The 23,405-nt window shown below is 39.9% G+C and carries 17 protein-coding genes and 4 pseudogenes; 10 read left to right on the forward strand and 11 right to left on the reverse strand.

The genetic code is table 11. The features are described from left to right. Window positions 1–283: 283 nt before the first annotated feature. On the forward strand, window positions 284–1,456 hold the full coding sequence (locus tag RS893_RS22245) for an ATP-binding protein (protein WP_315787874.1): 1,173 nt from the start codon (window positions 284–286) through the stop codon (window positions 1,454–1,456). Here the strand turns inward: RS893_RS22245 and RS893_RS22250 are convergent. Continuing rightward, window positions 1,453–1,662: a hypothetical protein gene (locus RS893_RS22250; protein WP_315787875.1), complete on the reverse strand. Its 210-nt coding sequence runs from the start codon at window positions 1,660–1,662 to the stop codon at window positions 1,453–1,455. The two genes, RS893_RS22245 and RS893_RS22250, sit on opposite strands and share 4 nt — an antisense overlap. A 237-nt stretch (window positions 1,663–1,899) precedes the next feature. Here RS893_RS22250 and RS893_RS22255 point away from each other — a divergent pair, with 237 nt between their 5' ends. The 4 genes and pseudogenes from RS893_RS22255 to RS893_RS22270 form a co-directional block, all read left to right on the forward strand. Then, window positions 1,900–2,046: a DUF454 family protein gene (locus RS893_RS22255; protein ID WP_315787876.1), complete on the forward strand. Its 147-nt coding sequence runs from the start codon at window positions 1,900–1,902 to the stop codon at window positions 2,044–2,046. Window positions 2,047–2,248: 202 nt separating this feature from the next. Further along, window positions 2,249–3,373 carry a Get3/ArsA fold putative tail anchor-mediating ATPase NosAFP gene (locus tag RS893_RS22260; protein ID WP_315787877.1) on the forward strand — a complete coding sequence of 375 codons (1,125 nt, stop codon included), beginning with the start codon at window positions 2,249–2,251 and terminating at the stop codon, window positions 3,371–3,373. A gap of 46 nt (window positions 3,374–3,419) precedes the next feature. Beyond that, complete coding sequence (locus tag RS893_RS22265) at window positions 3,420–3,632, forward strand: hypothetical protein (RefSeq protein WP_315787878.1); 213 nt, start codon at window positions 3,420–3,422, stop codon at window positions 3,630–3,632. Window positions 3,633–4,105: 473 nt separating this feature from the next. After that, window positions 4,106–4,306 (forward strand): annotated as a pseudogene (locus RS893_RS22270) (carbonic anhydrase); the annotation flags it as partial. Here RS893_RS22270 and RS893_RS22275 read toward each other — a convergent pair. Continuing rightward, a pseudogene (locus RS893_RS22275) lies at window positions 4,307–4,462 on the reverse strand (phosphatase PAP2 family protein); the annotation flags it as partial. A gap of 257 nt (window positions 4,463–4,719) precedes the next feature. Between RS893_RS22275 and RS893_RS22280 the strand changes: the two are divergent. From RS893_RS22280 to RS893_RS22290, 3 genes and pseudogenes are all read left to right on the forward strand, one after another. Beyond that, window positions 4,720–5,688: a sodium-dependent bicarbonate transport family permease gene (locus RS893_RS22280; protein WP_315787879.1), complete on the forward strand. Its 969-nt coding sequence runs from the start codon at window positions 4,720–4,722 to the stop codon at window positions 5,686–5,688. Between the two features lie 4 nt (window positions 5,689–5,692). Further along, window positions 5,693–5,773 (forward strand): annotated as a pseudogene (locus RS893_RS22285) (P-II family nitrogen regulator); the annotation flags it as partial. Beyond that, window positions 5,765–6,366 (forward strand): annotated as a pseudogene (locus RS893_RS22290) (carbonic anhydrase); the annotation flags it as partial. The pseudogenes RS893_RS22285 and RS893_RS22290, both read left to right, overlap by 9 nt. 163 nt (window positions 6,367–6,529) lie before the next feature. On the opposite strand, the gene cax (RS893_RS22295) reads toward RS893_RS22290, so the two are convergent. The 9 genes from cax (RS893_RS22295) to RS893_RS22335 form a co-directional block, all read right to left on the reverse strand. Beyond that, the gene (gene cax / locus RS893_RS22295) at window positions 6,530–7,693 is read right to left on the reverse strand and encodes a calcium/proton exchanger (protein WP_315787880.1); all 1,164 of its coding nucleotides are present in this window, start codon (window positions 7,691–7,693) and stop codon (window positions 6,530–6,532) included. A 94-nt stretch (window positions 7,694–7,787) separates the two neighbouring features. Further along, window positions 7,788–8,897, reverse strand: coding sequence for a calcium/proton exchanger (gene cax, locus RS893_RS22300; RefSeq protein ID WP_315792077.1), 1,110 nt, complete (start codon window positions 8,895–8,897; stop codon window positions 7,788–7,790). A 624-nt stretch (window positions 8,898–9,521) separates the two neighbouring features. After that, on the reverse strand, window positions 9,522–10,028 hold the full coding sequence (locus tag RS893_RS22305; RefSeq protein ID WP_315787881.1) for a universal stress protein: 507 nt from the start codon (window positions 10,026–10,028) through the stop codon (window positions 9,522–9,524). A 134-nt stretch (window positions 10,029–10,162) separates the two neighbouring features. Further along, complete coding sequence (locus RS893_RS22310; RefSeq protein WP_315787882.1) at window positions 10,163–10,600, reverse strand: universal stress protein; 438 nt, start codon at window positions 10,598–10,600, stop codon at window positions 10,163–10,165. Between the two features lie 280 nt (window positions 10,601–10,880). Next, window positions 10,881–13,634, reverse strand: a complete 2,754-nt coding sequence (locus RS893_RS22315; protein WP_315787883.1) for a heavy metal translocating P-type ATPase — start codon at window positions 13,632–13,634, stop codon at window positions 10,881–10,883. 1,057 nt (window positions 13,635–14,691) lie between these two features. Next, window positions 14,692–15,383 (reverse strand): IS1 family transposase gene (locus RS893_RS22320; protein WP_315784082.1). Its coding sequence is split into 2 segments (ribosomal slippage): window positions 14,692–15,059 and window positions 15,059–15,383, totalling 693 coding nucleotides; the frame shifts between segments, so codons are not numbered across the junction. Window positions 15,384–15,489: 106 nt separating this feature from the next. Next, window positions 15,490–15,717, reverse strand: coding sequence for a Nif11-like leader peptide family natural product precursor (locus tag RS893_RS22325; protein WP_016868883.1), 228 nt, complete (start codon window positions 15,715–15,717; stop codon window positions 15,490–15,492). A 323-nt stretch (window positions 15,718–16,040) separates the two neighbouring features. Beyond that, window positions 16,041–17,342 (reverse strand): formylglycine-generating enzyme family protein, encoded by a 1,302-nt coding sequence (locus RS893_RS22330; protein ID WP_315787884.1) that lies wholly within the window; start codon window positions 17,340–17,342, stop codon window positions 16,041–16,043. 338 nt (window positions 17,343–17,680) lie between these two features. Further along, window positions 17,681–19,978 carry a heavy metal translocating P-type ATPase gene (locus RS893_RS22335; protein WP_315787885.1) on the reverse strand — a complete coding sequence of 766 codons (2,298 nt, stop codon included), beginning with the start codon at window positions 19,976–19,978 and terminating at the stop codon, window positions 17,681–17,683. Between the two features lie 910 nt (window positions 19,979–20,888). Here RS893_RS22335 and RS893_RS22340 point away from each other — a divergent pair. Next, window positions 20,889–22,205 (forward strand): ParB/RepB/Spo0J family partition protein, encoded by a 1,317-nt coding sequence (locus RS893_RS22340; protein WP_315787886.1) that lies wholly within the window; start codon window positions 20,889–20,891, stop codon window positions 22,203–22,205. A gap of 842 nt (window positions 22,206–23,047) precedes the next feature. After that, on the forward strand, window positions 23,048–23,311 hold the full coding sequence (locus RS893_RS22345; protein WP_315787887.1) for a hypothetical protein: 264 nt from the start codon (window positions 23,048–23,050) through the stop codon (window positions 23,309–23,311). Window positions 23,312–23,405: the final 94 nt, after the last annotated feature.

Here is a 23,405-nt window from a genome sequence, read left to right on the forward strand (position 1 = left end):
AGTACTTTTAATGGATTAGTAATTACTAAAGTAAGCAGATAGCAGTTCAAAAGTACCGATATGTGAAAAACAAGACCTTTGACTTTTCCAAAAATCGGGGATCTAGGCAAGCTGAATTGTTCACAACTCAAATAGGATTCTTAGATTTATGGAAATAAATAATAGTATCTGTAAAAGATTTAAATACTATTAAATGGTATTAGGTATAATCTAAAATTATATCTATCAATAATTACTCTTACCTTAAGCGTATAGTAATCCCTAACCCTTACTTCCTGAAAAAATGGTCAGCAATCCTTTTGTTCCGCGATTTTTAGTAGGCAGGCAGGCAGAACTACAGCAAGTTAGCACAATTCTTGCTCAGGATGGCGACCTAATGGTGGCAGGTATTCCAGGAAATGGACGACGAGCCCTCATCTGCTGGGCTGCCCAACAGATAGGAGCTAGGGTTTTGGAAATTGACTGTCTGCGAGCGACAAATTCTTCTCGCTTGTTGGAACTGTTGGCAGAAGGACTGCTGCAAGTATTCTCAGCTCCAGCTGAATTAGAACTCATCCAAAGATGGAGTACTGAACATCCGTTGATTCTAGAACAACATTTAACGCGACGAACTCGCTTAGTATGGCACGTCCCGTCTAAGGATAACTGGGTTATCCTACAAGCTCTGTTGACCCTACCGCAAGTGATGGCAGAATGGCTTGATTGCCGAGTTGTGTTAGTATTTCAAAATTTTCCTCACATCCGCTCTTGGGATCGAACTCGTAAGTGGGAAGATTATCTACGCCAGGAAGTTGAGCGGCAAAACCGTGTTAGCTATGTCCTCATTGCTACAGTTCCAGAACCCTGGGTTTATGAAAGCAATTTGCATGTTGTTACCTTAGCACCTCTGGAGCGCAAAGACCTCCAGTCTTGGATTATAGATGCGATGGCAGCAGAAGGACTTAAGTTTGAAACAGATAGTCAAGCACTTAATATGTTTCTTAACTACGTTCAAGGTCATCTTGGGGATGCTATAGCTCTTGCCCGTCGGATTTGGTTAGACTGTCGAGCTTTTGCAAGGATGAAAGATGAAGGCACTAAGAAAAATACACCTGGAGTCATAAGCTCTCAACTGCAATCATCCTCAATAGTTTATCCTTTTGAAGACGGATTAATTCAAACTCACCACGTCCACCGTAGTGCTTTAAGTTTAGTAGAAGATCTATCTCTAACTTTTGAGTCCTTAATTTTACTGCTTCCACCTATTCAGGCTCGTGTTTTAGAAAGTCTAGCTCTTGACCCAACTGACAGCCCACACTCACGCGAATATATTGAGAAACACCAACTTTCTAGAGGAGGAGGTCTGCAAGGGGCGCTGGCTGGATTGGAACAAAAAGGACTTGTTTACGGTTCTAAATATGGCTATCGCATAGCAATGCCACTGTTAGCATTCTGGCTTAAACACCGTCTAGGTTAAATGATGATCAGGAAAAAGGGCATGATGGGAAACCCTGCGATCGCGCTCAACCCATAGGCAAAAATGGTCAGAATAATTGAGGCAAGAATAGATATGACCAGTGATAACAGAATATTGGGAAGCAACAACGCAAGTGTATGCATAAACCGATTGAACCGTTGAGTCCAAACACCGTTGCGAGGAGCAAAGCTCAAGGAAGAGTACATAAGTACCTCGAATTTTTATGTTTCAAGGGAATACATTACCGTTAACATCACCTTACCACCAATTCAATGCAAGGATGATAGAATTTTTAATTAAAATTAGGCAGTGGGATGAATTTTCGCTTATCGTTGCAATTAACTATTAGTATAGTAACGCACTATTAATTTTTTGAGTCAAGAAGTAATTTTTCTGCTACATTTCAATTAGTAGGAAATCGCAAGTATTTGGACAAATGAATTATGTTTAAGCAGATGAGAAATGCCGCAAGAATTATTGTTGGCTCGATATCCGCTGTTATTGGTATTGTTGGGATACTTCTGCCTTTGATTCCTGGTACTCCATTTCTTCTAGTAGCTGCCGCTTGCTTTTGTACTCTAGAACCTTAATTTTTTAATTGACCAATTTTTTTTCACGATTGGTCAATTTTTTCAAATTTTAGCCAATTTCATTAGTTCCTCCTAACTCACATAGAATTACTTGAATATTTATCTTCTGGGTTAATTAACTCTACTTCATATCGGCTAGAGTTTTCTAACACCTAAGTTTCATATGCATTTCAGTAATTCTAGGTGAAAGGTTAATATTTCAATGAGCAGAATCATTACATTTATAGGTAAAGCAGGGACAGGACATACAACGCTAGCGATCGCCACTGCCAAATGGTTTTCTCAACAAGGGAAAGAAGTACTGTTTGTCACTCATAACCCTAGTCCCAATGCTGAAAATTTGTTGAAAACTCCGCTAACGCATATTCCCCAGGTTGTTGCTCCCAATCTCCAAGCTGTGCAGTTGCAAGCTACAACAATGCTAGATCAAACCTGGGAAGAAGTTAAGCAACTATTGTCCCTCTATATCCCCATACCTGACTCTGAAGAGATCTACTCAGGAGAGTTAATTTTGCTCCCTGGATTTGACAGTCTCCTGTATTTTAATGCTATGCGCCAATACTATCAGAGTGGCGAGTATGAAGTCATTATCTACGATAGTCGGGGAGACTTAGAAACATTGCGGATGTTAGGCATACCAGGAATGTTGAACTGGTATTTTCAGCGATTTGGGAAGATGTTTGAGGGATTTAGCTTACACAAAATAGCTGATTCGATTGGTGGGCCAATTGCTTCTGCGATTGTTTCGGCAAATGTGGATGCTGCAAAAGTGCAACAAGGTGTAGATCAAATCCGTAGTTGGATTGCTGAAGGTACTGATGTTGTGGGAAATGCAAGCAAGCTAACATGCTACCTGGTGACAAATAATGAACCAGGAGCGATCGCACAGACTAAATGGCTTTGGGGGAGCGCTCAACAGATAAACCTAATCGTGAGTGGTGTTCTGGCTTATCAGTGTCAGGAAAGCGACGACCTCACCGATTTACAGCAAATCTTTACTCCCTTGAGTGTTACTTCCATTCCAGCTTTAAAAGAGGATAACTGGGAGCCTTTGCTGAAAGCCTTACCTGATTTTAATAACAACCATCAAGCTCCTTTACCACTCAAGATTGATCTAGAATCTCGTCAATTATTTGTATTTTTACCGGGATTCACTAAAAAACAGGTTAAGTTAACTCAACATGGTAATGAACTTACTGTTGAAGCAGGAGAGCAACGGCGAAATATTCTTTTACCTCCAGATTTGCAAAAGTTAGCTATTCAATCAGGTAAATTTGAAGAACCATATTTGATAGTTGCTTTTGAAGACAAACAAGAACAGGGTTAGGTCATTCAATTTTAGATTTTGGATTGATTCCATAATAGGTGAACGTATGGGTTGGTTAATCATATTAGTGACAGAAGCTATAACTGAATTTATTGTTAATGTCTTGGCAGAGTGGGTTAGGTCAGTGATTGTTGAAGCGATCGCCAGCTTCATGACAGAAATAGTAGTTGGCTTGATTGCTGAATGGGTTGCAGAAGCAGTAACTGCATTAGCCACAGAGTTAGCGGCATTTGTTGGGAGGAGTCTGGCTGTCTCTTAAATGTAAAACTTTTACTTGAAGTTAGATTACCTAATGGACAACTTTGATTTTTCTACCACAACCAGTTGGATTATCATGCTAGGTTTGCTAGGGGTTTCTCTATGGCGATTTTGGAAACGCAAATCCCGAACCCCTTAAGGAAATTCGCTACGAATTTCCTTAACTCAAACCTTGCGCCAATGTCAGTAAGCCTTAAATTCCGCCCAGAACTCAAGTTCAGCGGCTCATAGCTCAACTCCATTAAAATGGAGTCAACTTCTTTTTCAGTCTTCTTTAAGAAGACTTTTGCTATCAGCCTGGGGTTTGAACCCCAGGCGGGTTATTGCGACTATATTCCTTCGTGTGTAGGGGCGTAGACGCCCCTACGTTGTCCCCATCGAAGCTTTCAGGTTTCCTCTAGGATGCTGTGTGTCTACAAACTTCTCTGTGCGTTTAAGATCGCTACGATATTTATGCAAAACAGTACTTAGCTTATGAGAAAACTAATTAGTGGTCTGCAACAGTTTAAAAGCAGTTATTTCTCTACTCATTTGGAGTTATTTGAGCAACTCTCTCATGGTCAAAAGCCTAGAGTTTTATTTATCACTTGCTCCGACTCTCGCATAGACCCAAATTTGATTACTCAGGCTGAAGTTGGCGAGTTGTTTGTCATCCGTAATGCAACTTGTGTGATCGATTTTCTCTTCTAAAAGTCTAGATTCAAGGTATGTTTTGAGACTTTGTGAATTATACAGTCCGCTAACCTTATATCTAGCTCTACCTTTGACTGCCGTATGTAGCGGCTGTATCAAAAGATTTTTTTTGAGGAAAAGATTGAGAAAATTGCCCATTGTTACGAATTAAAGATCAGGGATTGGAGAGCAAGAATCGGGAAAAAAGAGAAAAATACCTTTTTATCTTCCTTTTCCTTTTTCCAGACTAATCTGAAAACAAGACAGAAGAAGGATTTGTATCAAGAATTTTGTGAAATAGTATGAATTTTGAGATACTTCACATTTGACATTAGGTAACAATACACGTTGTGTAAGTTTTTTTCGATGCAAAGTTTTTTAAACTTTCAGTTTCATCAGCATAAGGAGGGATGGACATGGATGCCAATTTGATCGTATCCAACTTCCTCAATCCCCCAATCTTGTTTTTTTTCTTGGGAATGACTGCTGTTTTTGTCAAGTCTGATTTAGAAATTCCCGCACCTGTACCCAAACTTTTTTCCCTTTACCTGCTGTTTGCGATTGGGTTTAAGGGAGGGGTAGAACTGATTAAAAGCAGCATCACTCAAGAAGTAGTACTGACACTTATAGCAGCAGTTCTGATGGCTTGTCTTGTGCCAATTTACACTTTTTTTATTCTGAAGCTGAAGCTAGATACTTACGATGCCGCTGCGATCGCTGCGACTTATGGTTCTATCAGTGCTGTTACTTTCATTACGGCGAGTGCCTTTTTAAATGAACTGGGCATTACTGTTGATGGTTACATGGTAGCAGCCTTAGCTCTGATGGAATCCCCAGCCATCATTGTTGGTTTGATCCTGGTGAATCTATTCACTACTGATGGCAAGCGGGACTTTTCTTGGCCGAAAGTTTTAAGAGACGCATTTCTCAACAGTTCAGTCTTTCTTTTAGTTGGTAGTCTGCTGATTGGATTCTTAACAGGGGAACACGGTTGGCAGGTTTTAGAACCCTTTACTCAGGGAATGTTTTATGGCGTTCTCACCTTCTTTTTATTAGATATGGGGTTAGTTGCAGCTAGAAAAATCAAAGACTTGCAAAAAACAGGGGTTTTTCTGATTTCATTTGCCATCCTGATCCCAATAGTCAATGCAGTCATTGGGTTAGCGATCGCCAAAGCAATTGGTATGCCTCAAGGAGATGCACTTTTATTTGCTGTACTGTGTGCGAGTGCCTCTTACATAGCTGTGCCAGCAGCGATGCGATTAACTGTTCCACAAGCAAATCCCAGCCTTTATGTTTCTACTGCTCTAGCAGTTACATTTCCGTTCAACATTATTGTGGGAATTCCGCTATATCTGTACGGAATTAACCTATTTTGGAGGTAATGTTATGCACCTAGTCAAAAAAATAGAAATTATTGCCAACTCTTTTGAACTAGCCAAAATTTTGGAAAGTTTAGACAAATCAGGTGGTAATATTGTTCCACCTTATGGAGCAGCTAATGGTGGTGAAGGGGCATCAATAGAGTATGCGATTAACAGATTGTGATCTGCGGTCATACCCACTGTGGAGCGATGAAAGGATTGCTGACACTGGATAGCCTCAAACAAGAAATGCCCTTGGTTTATGATTGGCTCAAACATGCGGAAGCTACCAGAAGATTAGTAAAAGACAACTACAGAACATTCCAGTCTGAGGAACTATTAGAGATAGCGATCGCGGAGAATGTCCTAACACAAATTGAAAATCTGAGAACTTACCCCATTGTCCACTCCAGGTTGTATCAAGGTAGGTTAAAGATTTATGGCTGGATTTATCATATCGAGACAGGTGAAGTACTAGCATATGACCCTGTAAGCCATGCCTATGTATATCCTCAGAGTCAGCTGAGTGACTACGATTCCCAAACAGGGCCAACCCCAGGACAATTTGCCAATACCAGCGCTCCTCCAGTAGATTTAGAACTACCTCAGCATAATTTCATTGCCTGCCATTATGACAATGACTCCAATGGTTCATTTCAGGAGCCTAACGGGGTGACGAGAGGACTAGAACCTGTATAGAGGATGTGCATAGTTTGCGATAGTGGTCTATCGCATTGATTTTGATAGGCGATGAGATCCCCGACTTTTTGAAAAAGTCGGGGATCTGACTCACGTTTATCTGAAAAGAACTAGTGAAATAGAACACTTTGATAAGCTTAAACAATTCTAGTCTAAACTCCAGTTAAGTTGGATCAAAGTAAAATAAGACACCTATTACTCCAAAAAAGATCAGCATTTGCAGCCCATTCAACCAGTTACAGCGCCCATCTTGGGAAATCTGAGCCACAATCATTACACTGCCAACTAAAGCAGCAATTTGAGGCGGGCTAAATAGGAAATCAACTGGCTTACCCACTACATTGGAGCTGATTATCAGCGTCGGAATCACTAGCAACGCAATTTGAGAGGCAGCATTCATCCCAATCTCAAAGCTGAGATCCATTTTGTTTCTCACGGCGACAAGTACTGCACTCATCAACGCGCCTACGTTGCCAATAATTCCAATGATGATCGCGCCTACAAAAATTTCGGTCCATCCCAACCCAGCCGTAATTGAATCAACGCAGTCGGCAACAAAGTTAGACAGCATGGCAATCAAAACGCTGGAAACAGCCAGCACTCCCACACAAAAGTTGACGCTCCAAGGTAGTTTAGCTTCTAAAGCTGGAGTTTGCTCCAACGGACTCCTCTCAAATACACCGACTACCCTAGATTTAGCTAAGGCATAAACTAAGCTACCTCCATATGCCATGAGTAGGAATACGCATAACCAAACCGAAACGTCAGTGATGACATCATTAGCGCTGATTTTCTCGCTCGAAAAATCAACTGCATGGGCATAGATTGATGGCATAAGGATGGCAGTAGCCGCAATCATCAACCCTGCTGCGGCATCTTTAGCCCGTTCTAGAGGAAATGTTACTGTGCCATAGCGATAGCCACCAACAAGAATCGCTGCGCCGACAACAACCAACATATTGCTGATAATCGCACCTGTCCAAGCGGCTTTTGCTAGCGGTCCCAAACCTTTAGCTACGGCAATCAAACCAAAAATCAGTTCTGGCAAGTTACTAAAGGCAGCATTCAGCATCCCGCCCCAAATCGTGCCGACTCTCTCAGCCAATTGATCTGTTGCTTCTCCAATCCAATAAGCAACTACAATCAGGCCCAGACAGGAGGTAAAAAATAACCCGACCTCGTTTCTAATTATTGGTATGAATGCTACAGCAAAACTGATAGGTACAAAAATAGCTAGCCAGTGAATACTCGGCTGATAAATAGCTGCCGTGGCAAATAGAGCTTTTGACTTTACTTTTTGCGGTGCTTGTTTTGGTTTTTTCAACATCTTGTTACTCTCTACAGTCACTACACCCCTACTGCCCCTTTCAAGGGTAGGTATTTCACAAAGAAGTATCGAGGCAGGTAAAATACAGAACTAATTAGCCTGCTAAAGAAGGATGCAGGAAGAAAGCAGCGGCTAGCATAGCATAAGTTATCAACAGTAATATTCCCTCTAGCCAGTTAGCGCGTCTGTCGGTTTTGACGGAGTTTGTCATTAAAACTGCAATGCCCAACCCCAAGACTGTAAAGTTGTCAAAGTCCAAGTTCATTGGTTTACCCATAATCAGACCAGCAAAAACTAAGATTGGAGTTACAAACATAGCAATTTGCAGGCTGGAGCCGATCGCGACTGAGGATGCTAACTCGACCTTATTTTTGGTGCCGCAAATGCCACAGGTAATGATTTCAACTGCTGCACCAAACATAGGAATCAGAATGACTCCAGTAAAAAGTTCTGTTACACCTGTGGTAGCGATCGCCTCTTCTAAACTACTTACAAGTACTTCCGAGACAAATAACAGAACTATTGTTGTTGCCAGAAGCAGTCCAATGTGGAGTTTTAATTTATATAATCCTCTAGCTTCGCTACCGTAGCTTTCAGGTTCAGCATCCTCATCTAATCCGTAAAGATAGCTATGGGTTTTCATTGAGAACAGCAACATCAAGATGTAACAGATGAGCATGAGTGCTGATGCAATATAAGAAAAACCATTAGTTGTTTCCAGGTACAAAGTAATAGAGGTAATCTCAATTGCAGTTGGAGCCAGCAAAAAAACAACTACCAAGTTGAGCATAGAAGCATTTACTCTAGCAACTGTACCAAGATTTTCTGCATTCAGGCGAAAAGGTTGCTTCTGGACATGCAATCCCCCTAAGAAGAGAGCAAAACCTAAACCTAATAATAGGTTTGCCATGATTGAGCCGATTAAACTAGCTTTGACTACTTCTATCAGTCCGGCTTGGAGGGCGACTACGGAGACAATCATTTCAGTTGCATTGCCAAAAGTTGCGTTAAGCAAACCGCCAAAGGTAGGGCCAATACGAGTAGCGATCGCTTCTGTAAAGTTGGCAATCCAAGCTGCTAAAGGAATAATTGCCAAACCTGCCATGATAAAGACAAGCAATGGATTAACATCCAGTCTGCTCAAAATTAAGCAAATGGGTACAAAAATCAGCATCCGTAAAAGTAATGCATCTTTACGGGACATGAAGCGATTGCTTGTGCTTAATATCTCTTGGTTAGATTTTGTGACTGACATAGTTATCACTCTAAAGTTTGATTGTTTGACTGAAGAGAATGAAGAATGTGACAACTTCTAGGTGATTAAACACCTAATTTAAATTCACTACTATTTTGGTGATAAAACCACCCCGAATCAGCAAATATTTGTTAATTTACCGGGAAAAACTAAATAGATTTTTCCCAATATAAACAATCCCGTAACAGAAGCAGCATTTCAAAATAACATGTAAGCACTAGGAAAGTTAGTACTAAAAATAATCTTGAGCAAAATACTTGAATATTAGATCAAGACTAACTCAACTTTGCTCTAGAAATTATTTATGAATAACATGAAGTTTGCTTGATTACCCAAAACTGACATCAAACCTCTCCTCTAAGCTTAGAATTTATAATGAAAAGCCGTATTATAGACGAGGAGTGCAGTAGCTTCTGCACTCTTATGATCAATGTTCAGCTCTTTTCGTCTACATAAATCTCTTTGTCTCTTTACGAACAAGAAAGGTAAAAAGGTGTTAAAAGTCAGTTTTTTGATGACGCAGGTAATACAATCAAGTTGACATTACAGCCATTTCTCATGGCTAAATCACCTTTATCTTGAGGAGATATTTGCCAATTCAGTTTCTTTGAAATTTTCAGATTCATCTGAAGTTGAAGATTGTACTACTAGTACTGAGCAAGGTGCATGATGAGTGACATAGTTGCTGACACTACCTAAAATAAATTCACTAATTCCTGTAATTCCCCGACGCCCCATTACGATTAAATCAGCCTCCCAGGTTTTAGCTGTTTCGCAAATAATACGGCTAGGACTACCTAAAATTTGAGAATACTCAGTTGATACACCTGCTGCAATTGCTTCATTTGCAAAAGATTTGAGTAGATCCAAACCAGGCTTCTCAAACTCTTCCCAGCGTTTCTTGCTTTCTGAAGTATTCATTAATGACAATATCCCAGGGGTATCTTTGTCATCCAAAGATAGAACATGCAGTAATCTCAGGTTTGCTCTGGTTGCTTGTGCTAGCTCGAGTGCTTCCTGAAAAATGAACTTGCCGACGCTGTCAAAACTAGCAATTGGAACTAGTATTCTGTGTAGCATAACCATCTCCCAGATTATGAAATTTAAAAGAGAACAGGGAACAGGAATTAAGAACTAGGGACTAGTACTATTGACTAATAACGACCCTAAGTATCTAACTTTATTTATGCCGACCTATTTGGTAGTGTTGATTGCTATGTTGGTTGTATGGTTAAAATTGAACATGGTGCGTAATGCATAACGTAATTACTAACGCTTCCCCGAGCTAATTCTTGGAAGTGAGACATTTTTTGATGTCCAACTACAATCAAGTCAGCCTTCCAAGACTTAGCCAAATTGCAGATGGTGGAGGGAGCAGATCCAGGGATTTGAGTGAAACCAGTATTGACACCTGTGTAATTGGCAATATTTTGACGAGTTTGTAATAGTTCTAGTCCCTTTTTACTGTACTCTTCCCATTTATCTAAATGTTCATCTAGATTTTTGACATTTGGATAGCCAATTTCTAAATCCGACAAAACATGTAGTAGCATCAAGCGTGCATGGGTTACTTTAGCAATCGACAGTGCTTCTTCAAAAACATGTTGACTCGTTTCTGAGTTATCTAATGCCACTAAAATTCTTTGGAACATACAAATTCTTTTGGGGATTCAAAGCACAAATATTGTATTCAGCCCATTCTTGTCTAGGAATAAGTTCATTGCAAATTTGGAATTACATGGTTCTAAGTTGATTTTACAGAACTCTTTTTTTGTTATATATGAGTTCATTTTGAATATAGAACCGTAGAATTGTAATTTAGCTTGGTCAAGCTTATTGTTTCCAGAATGTAAGTTCATTTTTAATTGAATACTTTATATTTAGTATGTCAAGAGAAAGGGACACCCTATGGATATCCCATGCTCTCTCTAGCTAAACTAAACTCTCGGCAGGTGATTGCACTCCGTAGATTACAGAATCAACTACATGGAAAGACTTAGTTGTTGGCTCGTATACCCAAGCAATGCCTTCTGGATCTTGGATTCTGCTCCACTCAATGAAACCGGGTCTGGAACGGTGACGTGTTAGTGCTTGCGCAGATAATCCTAAGCGTTTTGCTAATTCACTTTGCTTGAGTTGTACTGTTTTATTTTCAGAAGGTTTTGCTGCCTTAACTGTGGTTGGTTGACTAGTGACTAGGGAAACATTTATTCCATTTAGAGTAATAGCAGCATTTTCTTTATGTCCATTGCCATTGCCATTGCCATTGCCATTGCCATTGCCATTTTCATGGTTGCTATGTCCATTGGTGTGAGCTAGTTGCTCTTTCACCTCAGATTGCAATTGGGAAGAAACAAGAACCTCTTCAACCTGCACATCATAGGTTGGTAGAACTTGGTTAGATGTAGATGTGGGTTGATGCTGGTGAAGCCGATTCTCTTGTTCGGCTATTTCGACTGCACTGAGTGTATGGCCTAATGGAGTGACATCACCCGGTCCCATCAATGGACGTAGACCATTGAGTTCTGCCAAAATAGCAGTACCATTGTTGATGACGACTGCCAAAATTGGATCGAGGGCAAAGAAAATACCTGAGAGCAGAGCGCCGAGGTTAGGAATGGCAACGATCGCTGTATTCTGCCAGATAATATCCATTGCTTGGCGGGCACATTTAATTGCCATGATTAAGCCGCGTAGGTCGTCTTCCATTAGTACCACATCAGCGGTTTCTCTGGCGATGTCTGTTGCACCTGCAAAGGAGATGGAAACATCGGCGTATGCTAAAGCTGCTGAGTCGTTGATACCGTCTCCACAGAAGGCAACAGTTTTTCCACTGTCGTGCAATCCTTTGACAACTTCAACTTTTTTCTCTGGGAAGGCTTCTGCATAGATGTTATCAGGATTCATGCCTAAATTACCAGCGATCGCTCTAGCTACTCGTGTGACATCACCACTTAACATATAAGCATTGATGCCCATTTCCTTTAGTTCCTTGATCACTGCCTTACTTTCTTCCCGTGGTGGATCGCTATAGCGAATCACACCTATGAGTTTGCCATCACCTGCCACATATACCAGAGATTGCCCTCCAGACTTGGCATCTGGGTAGCGGCGATCATATTCATCTAGATCGACGTTTTCCTGAGTCATAAACCGGGGGCTACCCACAATGATCTGCATTCCATCGATTTTTGCTGCTGCACCCAAACCGACTTTGTACTCCCACTCTTCACATTCCTTGAGAACGAGTCCCTTATCTCTAGCATTGTGAACGATCGCTTCCGCGATTGGGTGGGTCAGCCCTTGTTCAGCAGTAGCAGCGAGACATAACACCTCATCCTTAGTGAAGCGATCGTCCATGATATCAATGTCATTGACGCCTGCATGTCCGATGGTCAATGTTCCTGTCTTGTCAAAGACAACGGTATCGATGGTTGCCAAAATTTCAATGGCTCGACCACTGCGGATAAGGACGCCATTACGAGCGGCGTAGGTGAGTACAGAGAGAATTGTTGTGGGGACGGAAACGCGAATGCCAGTACCAAAGTCTAGTGTCAACAGCGCAACTGCCCGATTAAGGTTGCCTGAAGCAAGCCCAACACCACCAGCAATTAACAGGGTAGGCAGCACAAACTGATTTGCCACTGTTGCCGCATAGTTTTCGACACGGGTATCATGCACCGGAGCCGCCTGCATTAAGTTGACGATTACACCAGCACGAGTGTTGTTGCCAGTTCGCTCTGCCAGTATTGTCAAGTTACCGTCTACTAGTAGCGTTGAAGCAAACACTTCATCGCCTTCTCGACGAGTCACAGGAACTGATTCTCCAGTCAGCTTGCACTGGTCAAGAATACCAGTACCTGTCAAGATGATGCCGTCAACGGGAACCTGATCGCCGGGGTATACCAGGACATGATCACCCACTACCACATCTTTCGTGTCGATTTCTATTTCCTGACCATCACGAATAACGATGGTAGTTTTATTCAAACAAGACATCAAGTCAAGATTGGCTCGTTCACTACCACGAGCAGTCATATCCCGAACGGCTTCACCACCTTCTACTAAACCCAACATAAACGAAGGTGCAAAGTAGTGTCCTTGGAGGGTATGTAAGGAGATTGCCAAACCATCAAGGAAATCAATAGTCAGTTGACGATCTTGTTGAATTGCTTCCCATGCTCGTTTAAAGACTGGCACTGCGCCAACAAATACAACACCTGCAATCACAAAACCTGGAATTGGCAAGCCGACTAGCGCCCCCACACTCAACACCAAACCTGCAATAGGAAATCCTAATCGTTCTACAAAATCAACCTCATTATCAGCTTTTTTCTCTTCAGTTTCCCCTGTCCATCCCAGGGGAACTTCAACCTCAGATGCTCGCTGAATTGCAGTGAATAGCTTTTCTTGCACTATGGCAATGGCAGTTGCAGTTGGTTGATGTTTGTAACTAACTACTAGGGAACTAGCTTGGGCGTTGATTTCGACTTCTGTCACAAATTCGACTGTGTCAAGAACGTATTTAAGCTTAGTAGTGTACTCTTCATCTTCATGTAGTCGAGGAATTCGGATGCGAAAACGTCCTGGTATCCAATGCACAACCTGATAATGAATGTTTTCTGCCTGACTGGAGTGAGCCTCTACTGATATAACCAATCTATCCGCAACTGCTGTAACCGTCATAAGGCACTCCTATATTGAGTTGTTGTCCAAGGTACAAATCTTAAAACAATAACTTGCTGTAAATTTTTGCAAGTCTTTACAGCTTGTAACTGTGAATGTGCATTCAGGAAGCTTTTAATTAGTCTCCTGAATCATCATAAATACATCAAAGTTTGGTAGGAATTTTTTGCCAAGCTTTGAACTATTAACTGTTGAAAGATCAAGTCATTTGTTAATTTGATTGACGTTTTTTGATTAGAATCAAAGAAGTTGATGATTATTATTAGTTAGATAATCATCGAATTACCAAAACTTGAGTGATATAAAAGTTTTAGCAACCTTCTTTTTTCGAGACAACATCAATTGTCGCCCCACAAATAAACCAACCATTTCCCAAGAAATGATTTATGCGTAGAAGTGTGATGTGTGTTTCTACTTTAAGGTTATCTCTAATTAAAGAAGAGTTTACATAAAAAATCAAATATAAAGATAGAAAGTTTTGTTAACTTTGTTTTAAGTAATTCATCATTTTTAAAAGAAGATTTAAATTTAACAATAGTATACTATCAATCAATATGCTTTCTTTATAAGAGAAATTTTATTGATTATAGTAATGATAGAGAGCATTAGAAACTATTTTCGGGAATAATCTGAGAGATTTTGAAAAAATAGATTATTTACAGATAAATATATCAATTTTTAGATATAGAACGGTTTTCAATACTTTTGTTCCCTATATAGTCCTCTTACATTCATATTATTTTTTCTTATGTTATAGGTGCAGGTAGAGAAGCAAGAGAATAACTTTTACAATAATTGTAATGAAAACTATTAGTAATCTCTATAATTCTATTTTTGGCGTTGCATATTTGCGAGATTTTATTTTCTCTGTTAACCGAAAAAGTTAATTCTTGGCGTTCTTGCCGTCTTGATGAGTCTACCGCAGTGGCTCCGGTTTCCGTCACGTAGACACGAAGTGGCTTCTCGTAGAGTAGGGCGGTTCATTATTCATCCTCATTTTATGCAATGCCGAATAGCGGCTATAAAAAAAGCCGGCGTTGCTGAATAAAGGTATGTTTTAGGCAGGTAAGGGAACAGAACGATATTTGAGGTAGTGCAATAACAATCGAACAGAGTATCTCAGCATTTCCTCGGTTTTGGAATAACATAAAGTTTTACGATGAAGACGAGCCAAATAATGTCTAAGCCTTGTGTTTTCATTTTCGACTCGTGTCATGTAGGTCTTACTCACAATTTGGTCACCATCAGGAACAAAACAAGGGTAAACAGGGTATCCATCTGTGACGTAAAAATAACTCTGCCAACACTGGACAATGTTCCATAACTGTTGGAAAGTAGTCGAACTACGATCACCTAAAACCCAAGCAAGAATACCTTGAGTAAAGTGATTTACCGCCGTCCACAACCAGATTTTATTTTTTTTGAACCAATAAATGTTTCTAATTCATCTAGTTCTCCCACCTGCGGAATTTCCTTTGAATTTGGTGTATCCGCCAATTGTGTACCCACTCGTTTAACCCAATGAATAATGGTAGTATGATGAACGTTTTTCACCCTTTCAATTCCACGAAATCCCATACCATTGACGTACATTTTTAGGCATTCTTGTTTGATTTCATCCGAGTAGCCCCTGGGTGGTTTATAGACATCAATGAATTGACGACCACAATCACAGCAAATGTGATTCTGTTTACCTCTTTTCTTTCCATTCTTACGGTTATGACAAGATCCACAGCGTGGACATTCCATGATTAATTGACCTCAATTCATACCGCTATTATGCAACGCCAAAAAGCCCGCATCAGCAGGCTTTATATAAACTAAGTTTTTACAGCAAGTAACCTTACACTCCTTCTTAAAATAAAAATTGTCTCATTAAAGTTAATATATTTTGGTCAATATAAGCCTCGACTTCTTGGTAGGTAAAACTATAACCCAGTTCAGTTCCCAACTGTACTGCTATGCTTACAAGACTGGCTTGGTCTGTCGCTACTCTTAAACGTTCTTTTAAGGAAGAATCTTGAAGAACTAGTTGATGGAATTGTTTTAGTTGATTTAATTGTTTTACTTGTTGTGGCGACACGTTTATCCTCACTTTTCTCTATTGAAAAACAGAAAATATAAGTTCATCATCTTTATCTCAGCTTAGGCTGAGGGAAACAGATGGTGAATTCCAGTAAGTCAACATCAAATTACATAAATATACATTTATGCAATTTAGATATTGCTGATGACAAGATACAACCCAAATAGGTAATTGCTGGACAAAACTTGAAAATCTACAAAGAAAAGCAACTACTTAGCTGCTTTTAGAACTGATTTTTGAAAAATAGAGTTTTACAGTTTTACTCTCAATTTTTCTTATATCATAAATTAAGGATAAATAACTATTGAATCACTATTCTCTTAGATTGTAAAACAGACTACTCGAAAACCAGTACCACTACCTGCGTGATCTGCCTGATCCCAGTGTCGTTGGGCTGAGCGGCAGAGGGCGGGGAGACAATACCACGCTCCACCTCGCAATACACGACAGTTATTAGACTCATCTAACTGCCAAATACTGCCATCAGCAGGTGCATCCTGATAGTTTTCATGCCAAGAATCAGCACACCATTCCCAGACATTGCCGTGTAAGTCCGATAGCCCAAAAGCATTAGCTATTTGAAAATATTCAACAGGAGTAGTCTGTTGGCGATATGGCCCTTCCGTTCCAGAACCATAAATATAGCTACCGTCATAATTAGCGAGATTAGAGGTGATAGTTTCACCAAAGTGGAAAGGAGTTGTAGTTCCAGCGCGACACGCAAATTCCCACTCTGCTTCACTTGGTAGTCGATATTTATGTCCTGTGAGTTGGGAAAGTCTTGCACAAAACTCAATGGCATCATACCAGCAAACTTTTTCAACAGGAGTATCTGGATGTTTGAAATTAGAGGGGTCTGGGTTGAGATATCTGTTAATTTGGGGAAGTTGAGCAATCACTCTCCACTGGGCTTGAGTAATGGGAAATCTGCTGAAATAGAAAGGTGGAAGGGCGACTAGATGTTGGGGTCCTTCATTGTTCTCTCGCCCTAATTCATCCCCAGGAGATCCCATCAAAAATGTTCCTCCTGGAATGTAAACCATGTCCAGAAAGACATTATTTCCCAGATACTCTTGAAAATATTGTGCTTTGTTGATAGAGCAGTTGATTGGTTGTCCCGAGTTGTTTAAGGTGACAACTTCAAAGCTAAACTCTTGTATTTTGACTGAAGTAGAAACTTTCTCTAACTGGAAGTGGGGTACTATTGTATGCTTGTGCTTGCGCTCTTGTTTAATGCCCTCTAGTTCAGTTCGTAGTTGTGCTATCTGTTGAGTCGATTGCTGCAACTGCTCCTGCAAGAGTGTGAGTTTGGCTTCTTGTTTGTGCAAGGTTTCGGTAAGAGTAGACCGTTCTTGATAGCTTTGTTCAAACTGCAAACTAATTTGTGATGCACGTTGCTTTGCTTCCTCAAGCTGCATTTGTGCTTGCTTGAATCGTTCTTGGGCTAACTTAAAGGCTGTCCATATTTGTTTCGCCCAAGCCAATCTGATGTTTTCTTTTTGGACAATTTCGGGAATCCACGCCATAGGAAATGGATAAGGTGGCAGATTCCAATTACAGCAAGGACAATAATCGTCCTTGTTATGGATATACTTACTTTGGCAAACGGGGCAGCGAGGCATAATGATAACCTCTTTACCTAAGTTAAATCTTTGACAGTACCAATTTTGGATTTTGGATTAAGGTTTTTGGTTTACGCCCCATCACTTGTCAGAGGCATAAACCTAAAATTGCTTGCTCTAAAATCTCGAAGCTGCATCCCGCAAGTAGTGTGCAGTCAATCTAAAATCCAAAATTGATTGACTTGCCTATACCATATCTATAAAGTTGAGCTTAATTCTATCCCCTGTATTCCCTCGGTGTTTTGGAAGGACACCAGAGGTAGGGGTTATTATCAAGTGCATCATTATAATGAATTGGTATTAGAAGTCGATATTATAATTGTCACATATTTTATGTTTTAAGTAGGCAATAAATCAGAAATTGTTGTTGTCTTTTTTTTGGTGTTGCTAGAATTACTGGCTTCTTGAGAATTAGCAAACGTAGAGATTAAGGATTCGTCTACTACATATGAGTCGGGGTCTGTGTCAGGCTCAAATAGAGGTCGGAAGCTGTTTAGTTCTGCTAGTAAGGCTGAACCATTGCTGATGATTACTCCTAACACTGGATCTAATGCGAATAAAACTCCTGCGAGGACAACGCTAATATTGGGAATTGCAGCGATCGCTGTATTCTGATAAATAATGTCCATTGCTCGTTTTGCAATGGCAATAGCATGGGTAATACCTCGCAGATCGTTATCCAAAAGTACGACATCAGCAGTTTCTCTGGCCATATCGCTTCCTTCGAGAAAAGATATCGAGACATCAGCATGAGCAAGAGCAGCAGCATCGTTAATACCTTCACCAACAAATGCAACCGTCCGCTCTCTGTCTTTTAAACTACAAATAACTTCAACTTTTTTGTCAGGGAATACTTGAGCATAAGTGTGATCCTGGTTGATGCCTAACTGAGTACCTACATGATTTGCTACATGCTGATTATCTCCTGTTAACATGTAAGTTGTCATACCCTGACATTGTAAAGATTCAACAACTTTTGTACTTTCTGGACGCAGAGGATCAGTAAACAAAATAACTCCCAGTAGTTGATTATTCTTAGCCAGATAAACAAGGGAGTAAGTGCTAGTTTTCAAGTTTGGATATTTTTTGTGGATGGCATCTAAATTGATACCCTCTTGTTGCAGGAGCAGTTCGCTACCCACTAAAACCTTTGCATCCTCAATCTGGGCAACAATTCCTAAACCAATACGATAGTCCTTGGTTGTAGAAGGTTTAATTTCAACTCCAATTTCTTCAGCGCGGCGAATAATGGCACTCGCTACAGGGTGGGAATTACCTTGTTCAGCAGAAGCAGCAAGCGCTAGGATTTCCTGGGGCGAAATTTGCTCGTGTGCTGTTTCAATCGCTACGACGGCTGCATTTCCTTGAGTTAAGGTTCCAGTTTTGTCAAAGACGATGGTATCTATCCGTGCTAGCATTTCCAAAGCTCGACCACTGCGGATGTAAATTCCCTGACGAGCAGCATAGGTGACGGCTGCAAGCGCAGTTGTGGGAACTGCAATCCGAATGGCGTGTCCAAAGTCAAGCTGGAGGGGAGCAAGCGCTCTCGATACATCTCGCGTAAAGGCAAAAATGACTCCACTTAATAATAGGGTCGGTGCGATTAGCGCATTGGCGATTTTAGAGGCGTAATCTTCCACGCGAGTATCGTGTACTGGCGCAGATTGCATCAGTTGCACTGCTAAGCCAAGGCGAGTATTCTTGCCCGTGCGTTTTGTGAGGATACAAATTTTACCTTCTAATACTAGGGTTGAAGCATGGACGACTTGTCCCTCTGAGCGAGAAACTAACTTAGATTCACCTGTGAGCTTGTGTTCGTCGATGAGAGCAGTACCTCTTAATACCCGACCGCTCACGGGAATTGTCTCACCTGCATAAACAACAATGCGATCGCCTTTTTTCACCTCACTTAATTGAATATGCTCCTCTTGTCCATCCCGCTCTATCCTGACGTACTTATCTACTCCTTGCAGCAAATCTAACATTTGTTGTTCATTAGCACGGGCGGTAGCGTCTCTGAGTACATCTCCTGACTCTATGAGGCTGACCATTAATGCTGGGCCGACAAAGTCACCTTTGATGGTATAAAGACTCATCCAGAGGATATCCAGAATATCCGCATCCAAATGACGCTCTGTCACCATGAGATCGAGTGTACGTTGAATAAAGGGAATTGCGGCAACAGCTACCACTCCTGCCACCAACAAAGGTGGAACAGGTAGGAAGTGTTGGGCTAGGAGTGCTAATCCTAAACTAAAGACAGGCATTCCTACTCTCTCTAACACCCAGTCAAGTTCTGATTTAAATTCTGTTTGAGTCCGGACTATTTCTGACGAAGTTTCGGCGATCGCTGCCTGTTGAATCATCGTCAGTAGACTCTCTTGAACCGTAGTACCAGAAACAAGGTTTTCTTGATAGTGAATGATGAGTGACTCTGCTGCTGGATTAATGCGAACGTTAATGATGAAGTCGAAAGACTCAATTAACCAAATAAGTTGGTTGGTATACTCTACATCTTTAGATAATCGAGGAATTTTAATCCGGAAGCGACCGCTAGTAATATGGATGATTTGGTAATCTATTTCTCCAACACGCTTTTCTAAAGAAAGAGGTTCTGTTTCCGCAAGTAGTTTCATATGGTTCTACTGTTTATATCAATTGGGTTTAAAAAATAATTTCCAGAAATTGACAAACATCTTTACAGAAGTATCCCTTTGTTGCAACTATCTTAGGAGTCATTGCTCTGTAAGAGAGTATAAAATTACCGATTCAATATATAAGTTTTGCTGAATATCAGCAATTACTATTTAGTAGCTCAGCAGAATTATTATTCTTTCGTCTAATTTATCTCTTAAGAGAGATAGGCGTATCAGAAATATCTACCAATAAGGGTATATTCTTTTTGCATGATTTAGATTTAGATAGTTTATAGGAGAAGGACTGAGGTATCAAAATACTCCAATAAAGCTAATAGCAAGAAGATAGCTATTGGATAGGGCAGAAGAATATTGATTGTAATAAAGCTTTTTAAGTTTTTTCAGTTAGATATTTTTTTATTTTACTGTATTAATTGCAAGAAAATCTTTCTTGGTTTTTGGAGCATTTATTACTTGCCCAATGGGGAAGTCTGCCATTTGAACTTAGCTTACATGTTAAATTGACATACTTCTAGCAGTAAGTTTTATTTTTAACTTTTTCTTAATTTTTGGGCTAGTCTTAACTAACTATACAATGCGATTTTAGCGTTATCTAATAACAAACTCATGAGCTAGAGTGTACCATATGTGTAGCAAGTAACCACTTGATATCAGCGTTTGACAGCAAATTACCCACACAATAACTTATACTAATAATTAGCAATGATTTATCAAATGTGTATTTAGTGTTTGGAGGTGTATACCATTGAAAACCCGGTTGAATGTATGGTAAAGATTTTAAAAGATATAGTAAACAAGTTTAAACACTTCATAAAACACATAATAATGTCTTTTCAATTTCCGACTATCACATTTCAATTAAATCTTGGATTAATAGAGAAAGAATGCTATGTCCTCCGTTGACATTAATTGTGTCAATATTCTTCCAAACAGGCGTCCTCTGAATGACCAAAAAGTCGCTGAGTTGATGGAGTCCATTAAAGCTAATGGACTGTTAAATCCTATTACTTTAGACCAAAACCTCAATCTCGTGGCAGGCTTGCACCGTCTGACTGCCTGTAAGCTTATTGGATTCAAAGAAATAGAATGTCATATTATTACTTGTGAAGACAAAGACCATGCTCGTCTAGCAGAAATTGACGAAAATTTAATTCGTAGCGAATTAGATGCTCTAGAACGGTCTGAATTATGGCTGGAACGCGACCGGATTTTAGAAAGGATGGGACTACGAGCAAAGGTAGGAGACAACCAATTTACTCAAAGAGGTGGTGAAATATTTTCACCACCCCCGAAAACAACATTAGAGTTAGCACAAGAAATAGGCTATACAGAGCGAACTTTACAATATGGTAAACAAATTGCTAAAAACATAGTTCCAGAAGTTAAAGAAATGATTAAAGGAACACCAATTGCCAAGAGTACTTCAGCATTACTAAAAGTAGCTAGGGCAGGTAGTAAAGAACGACAAGAGGCAGAACAAGCAGAAATAGCAGCGCAAGAAGCTAAAGCACAACAAAAAAGAGCCGAACTAGAAAAGCAAAAAAAGCTAGCAGCACAAGCAAGAGAGAAACAAAAACAACTTCAGTTAATTGCTGTGCAAAATGCGATCGCCCAAAAGGAAGCCAAAGAGTCTAGCAAGTCAACTCAACGTGTATCAAAAAATATTAAGACTGATGAAATTCAGGTACAGACTGACGAAGTTTGGATTCTAGATCGACATATGATTTATTGCGGCGATACTACTGCTGAAGATTTTATTCAACTTTTACCATCTAATGCTGCATTAGCGATCGCTCCTCCTTGTTGTTCTTGGAAGCACGACTATTTAATCAACGAAGCTCATGTTGTAGCTGTGATGTGTCGTGAAGGATCAATCTACAATCTTTGCAAATGTAATCAAATGCCCTTTAGATTTGAATTAGTTATAGGAAACATATACACTGCTATTTTCTCCCAAGAACCTTTGCTCAAACCAAATCATCATCCTGACATTGAGGGTGTTGAAGGAATTGTTTCTTACTTGATTAGCTTTTTTACCAAACCAGGTAGTTTTGTAATTATTCCTTCTATAGGACATGGTGAAGCATTAATTGCTTGTGAACGTTTAAGACGAATTTGTTTTGCTGGAGACGAAGATCCCAAGCGAATTGAAGAGGGAATTTTACGTTGGCAACGATGGACAGGAAAACAAGCCACAAAAGCCTGATAACAAGTTACGTTCAAAGATATTAGTCGCCCAAGAAACAAGACAGACAGGGAAGACAAGGGAGAAAAGCTACTTTGTATAAGCGCTATTTCCTATTAACGCGAGTTCGATAGATTCCATTTGCCCAAATAAAACCCTCAACTTGATAGATACCTCAGTGATCAGTTATTGTTCACTGACAACTGATAACTGAAAAAGGAATGGAGTGTAAAGGTGCAGCTTAGAATACAGCCATAACCAATTGTCTGTAAGGACTTGATTAGTTAGCACTAACCAATCACAAACAACAATGGATTTACACCTTTACATCCCCGATATTGTAAAACGCTGATTCTGTTATGGATGGTATTAAGCAATCCTCAGCAATCTGTAAACCTCTTGTAAAGGTAGCCTAGTAGTTCACCAAATTGATTTTGATAGGTTGGTCAAGACCCCCGACTTTTTTAAAAAAGTCGGTAATCTGACGCCTCGCGACCTGTCAAAACTTATGTGGTCGAGTACTAGAACATTTGCATCCCCTTACAAAGTTCGGCTTGGTTTATAACTTTGTAATAGATGTAATGTTTTGTACTTCTGCTGGCTTCTCTCAAAAAGTTTTCAGAATGCAAACAAGATTGCTACACACATTTTAGACTCGTTTCTGTCATAATTCCCCTGAAGTCTCATTAGTATCTGTTAGCAGTGAGTTAGAAATAACTGAACTATATTTTTTTAAGTTGGTAATTTGTATAGATTACAATCTTTGTAAAGATACATCAATAATTAATGGTATTTAATTTCATAAACACAGACTTTCATTGTTGCATGGTTTTTAGATCAAGCTGTTTCGGACTAAAAAAATCATGGCATTCATAAAAATTGATAATATTGTGGTTAACACAAACTATATTGCCGCTATTCGGTTAGAAGGTCAAACCCGCTCTGAAGAAGAAAGTGTCTCTTTGTTGATTGCCATTCCAAGTGCTTCCCTACTCCAGGAAGACAGGATCACATCCAATCTCTACCATTACGAATGGATAGAGTTCACAGGTGATTCTGCTAAGGCACTACGAGACTATTTTACAAGTTTCAATAATGTCATTGATTTGCTCCCGTTATATCACTAATCAAAACAAAGATAATATGATTTAGTGGTTAGTGGTTAATTAGTATTACTTTTATAATTTAAAGTATTATTAATCGTTAACCACTTATACCAAT

This window comes from Fischerella sp. JS2, assembly GCF_032393985.1.
Classification (GTDB): Bacteria; Cyanobacteriota; Cyanobacteriia; order Cyanobacteriales; family Nostocaceae; genus Fischerella.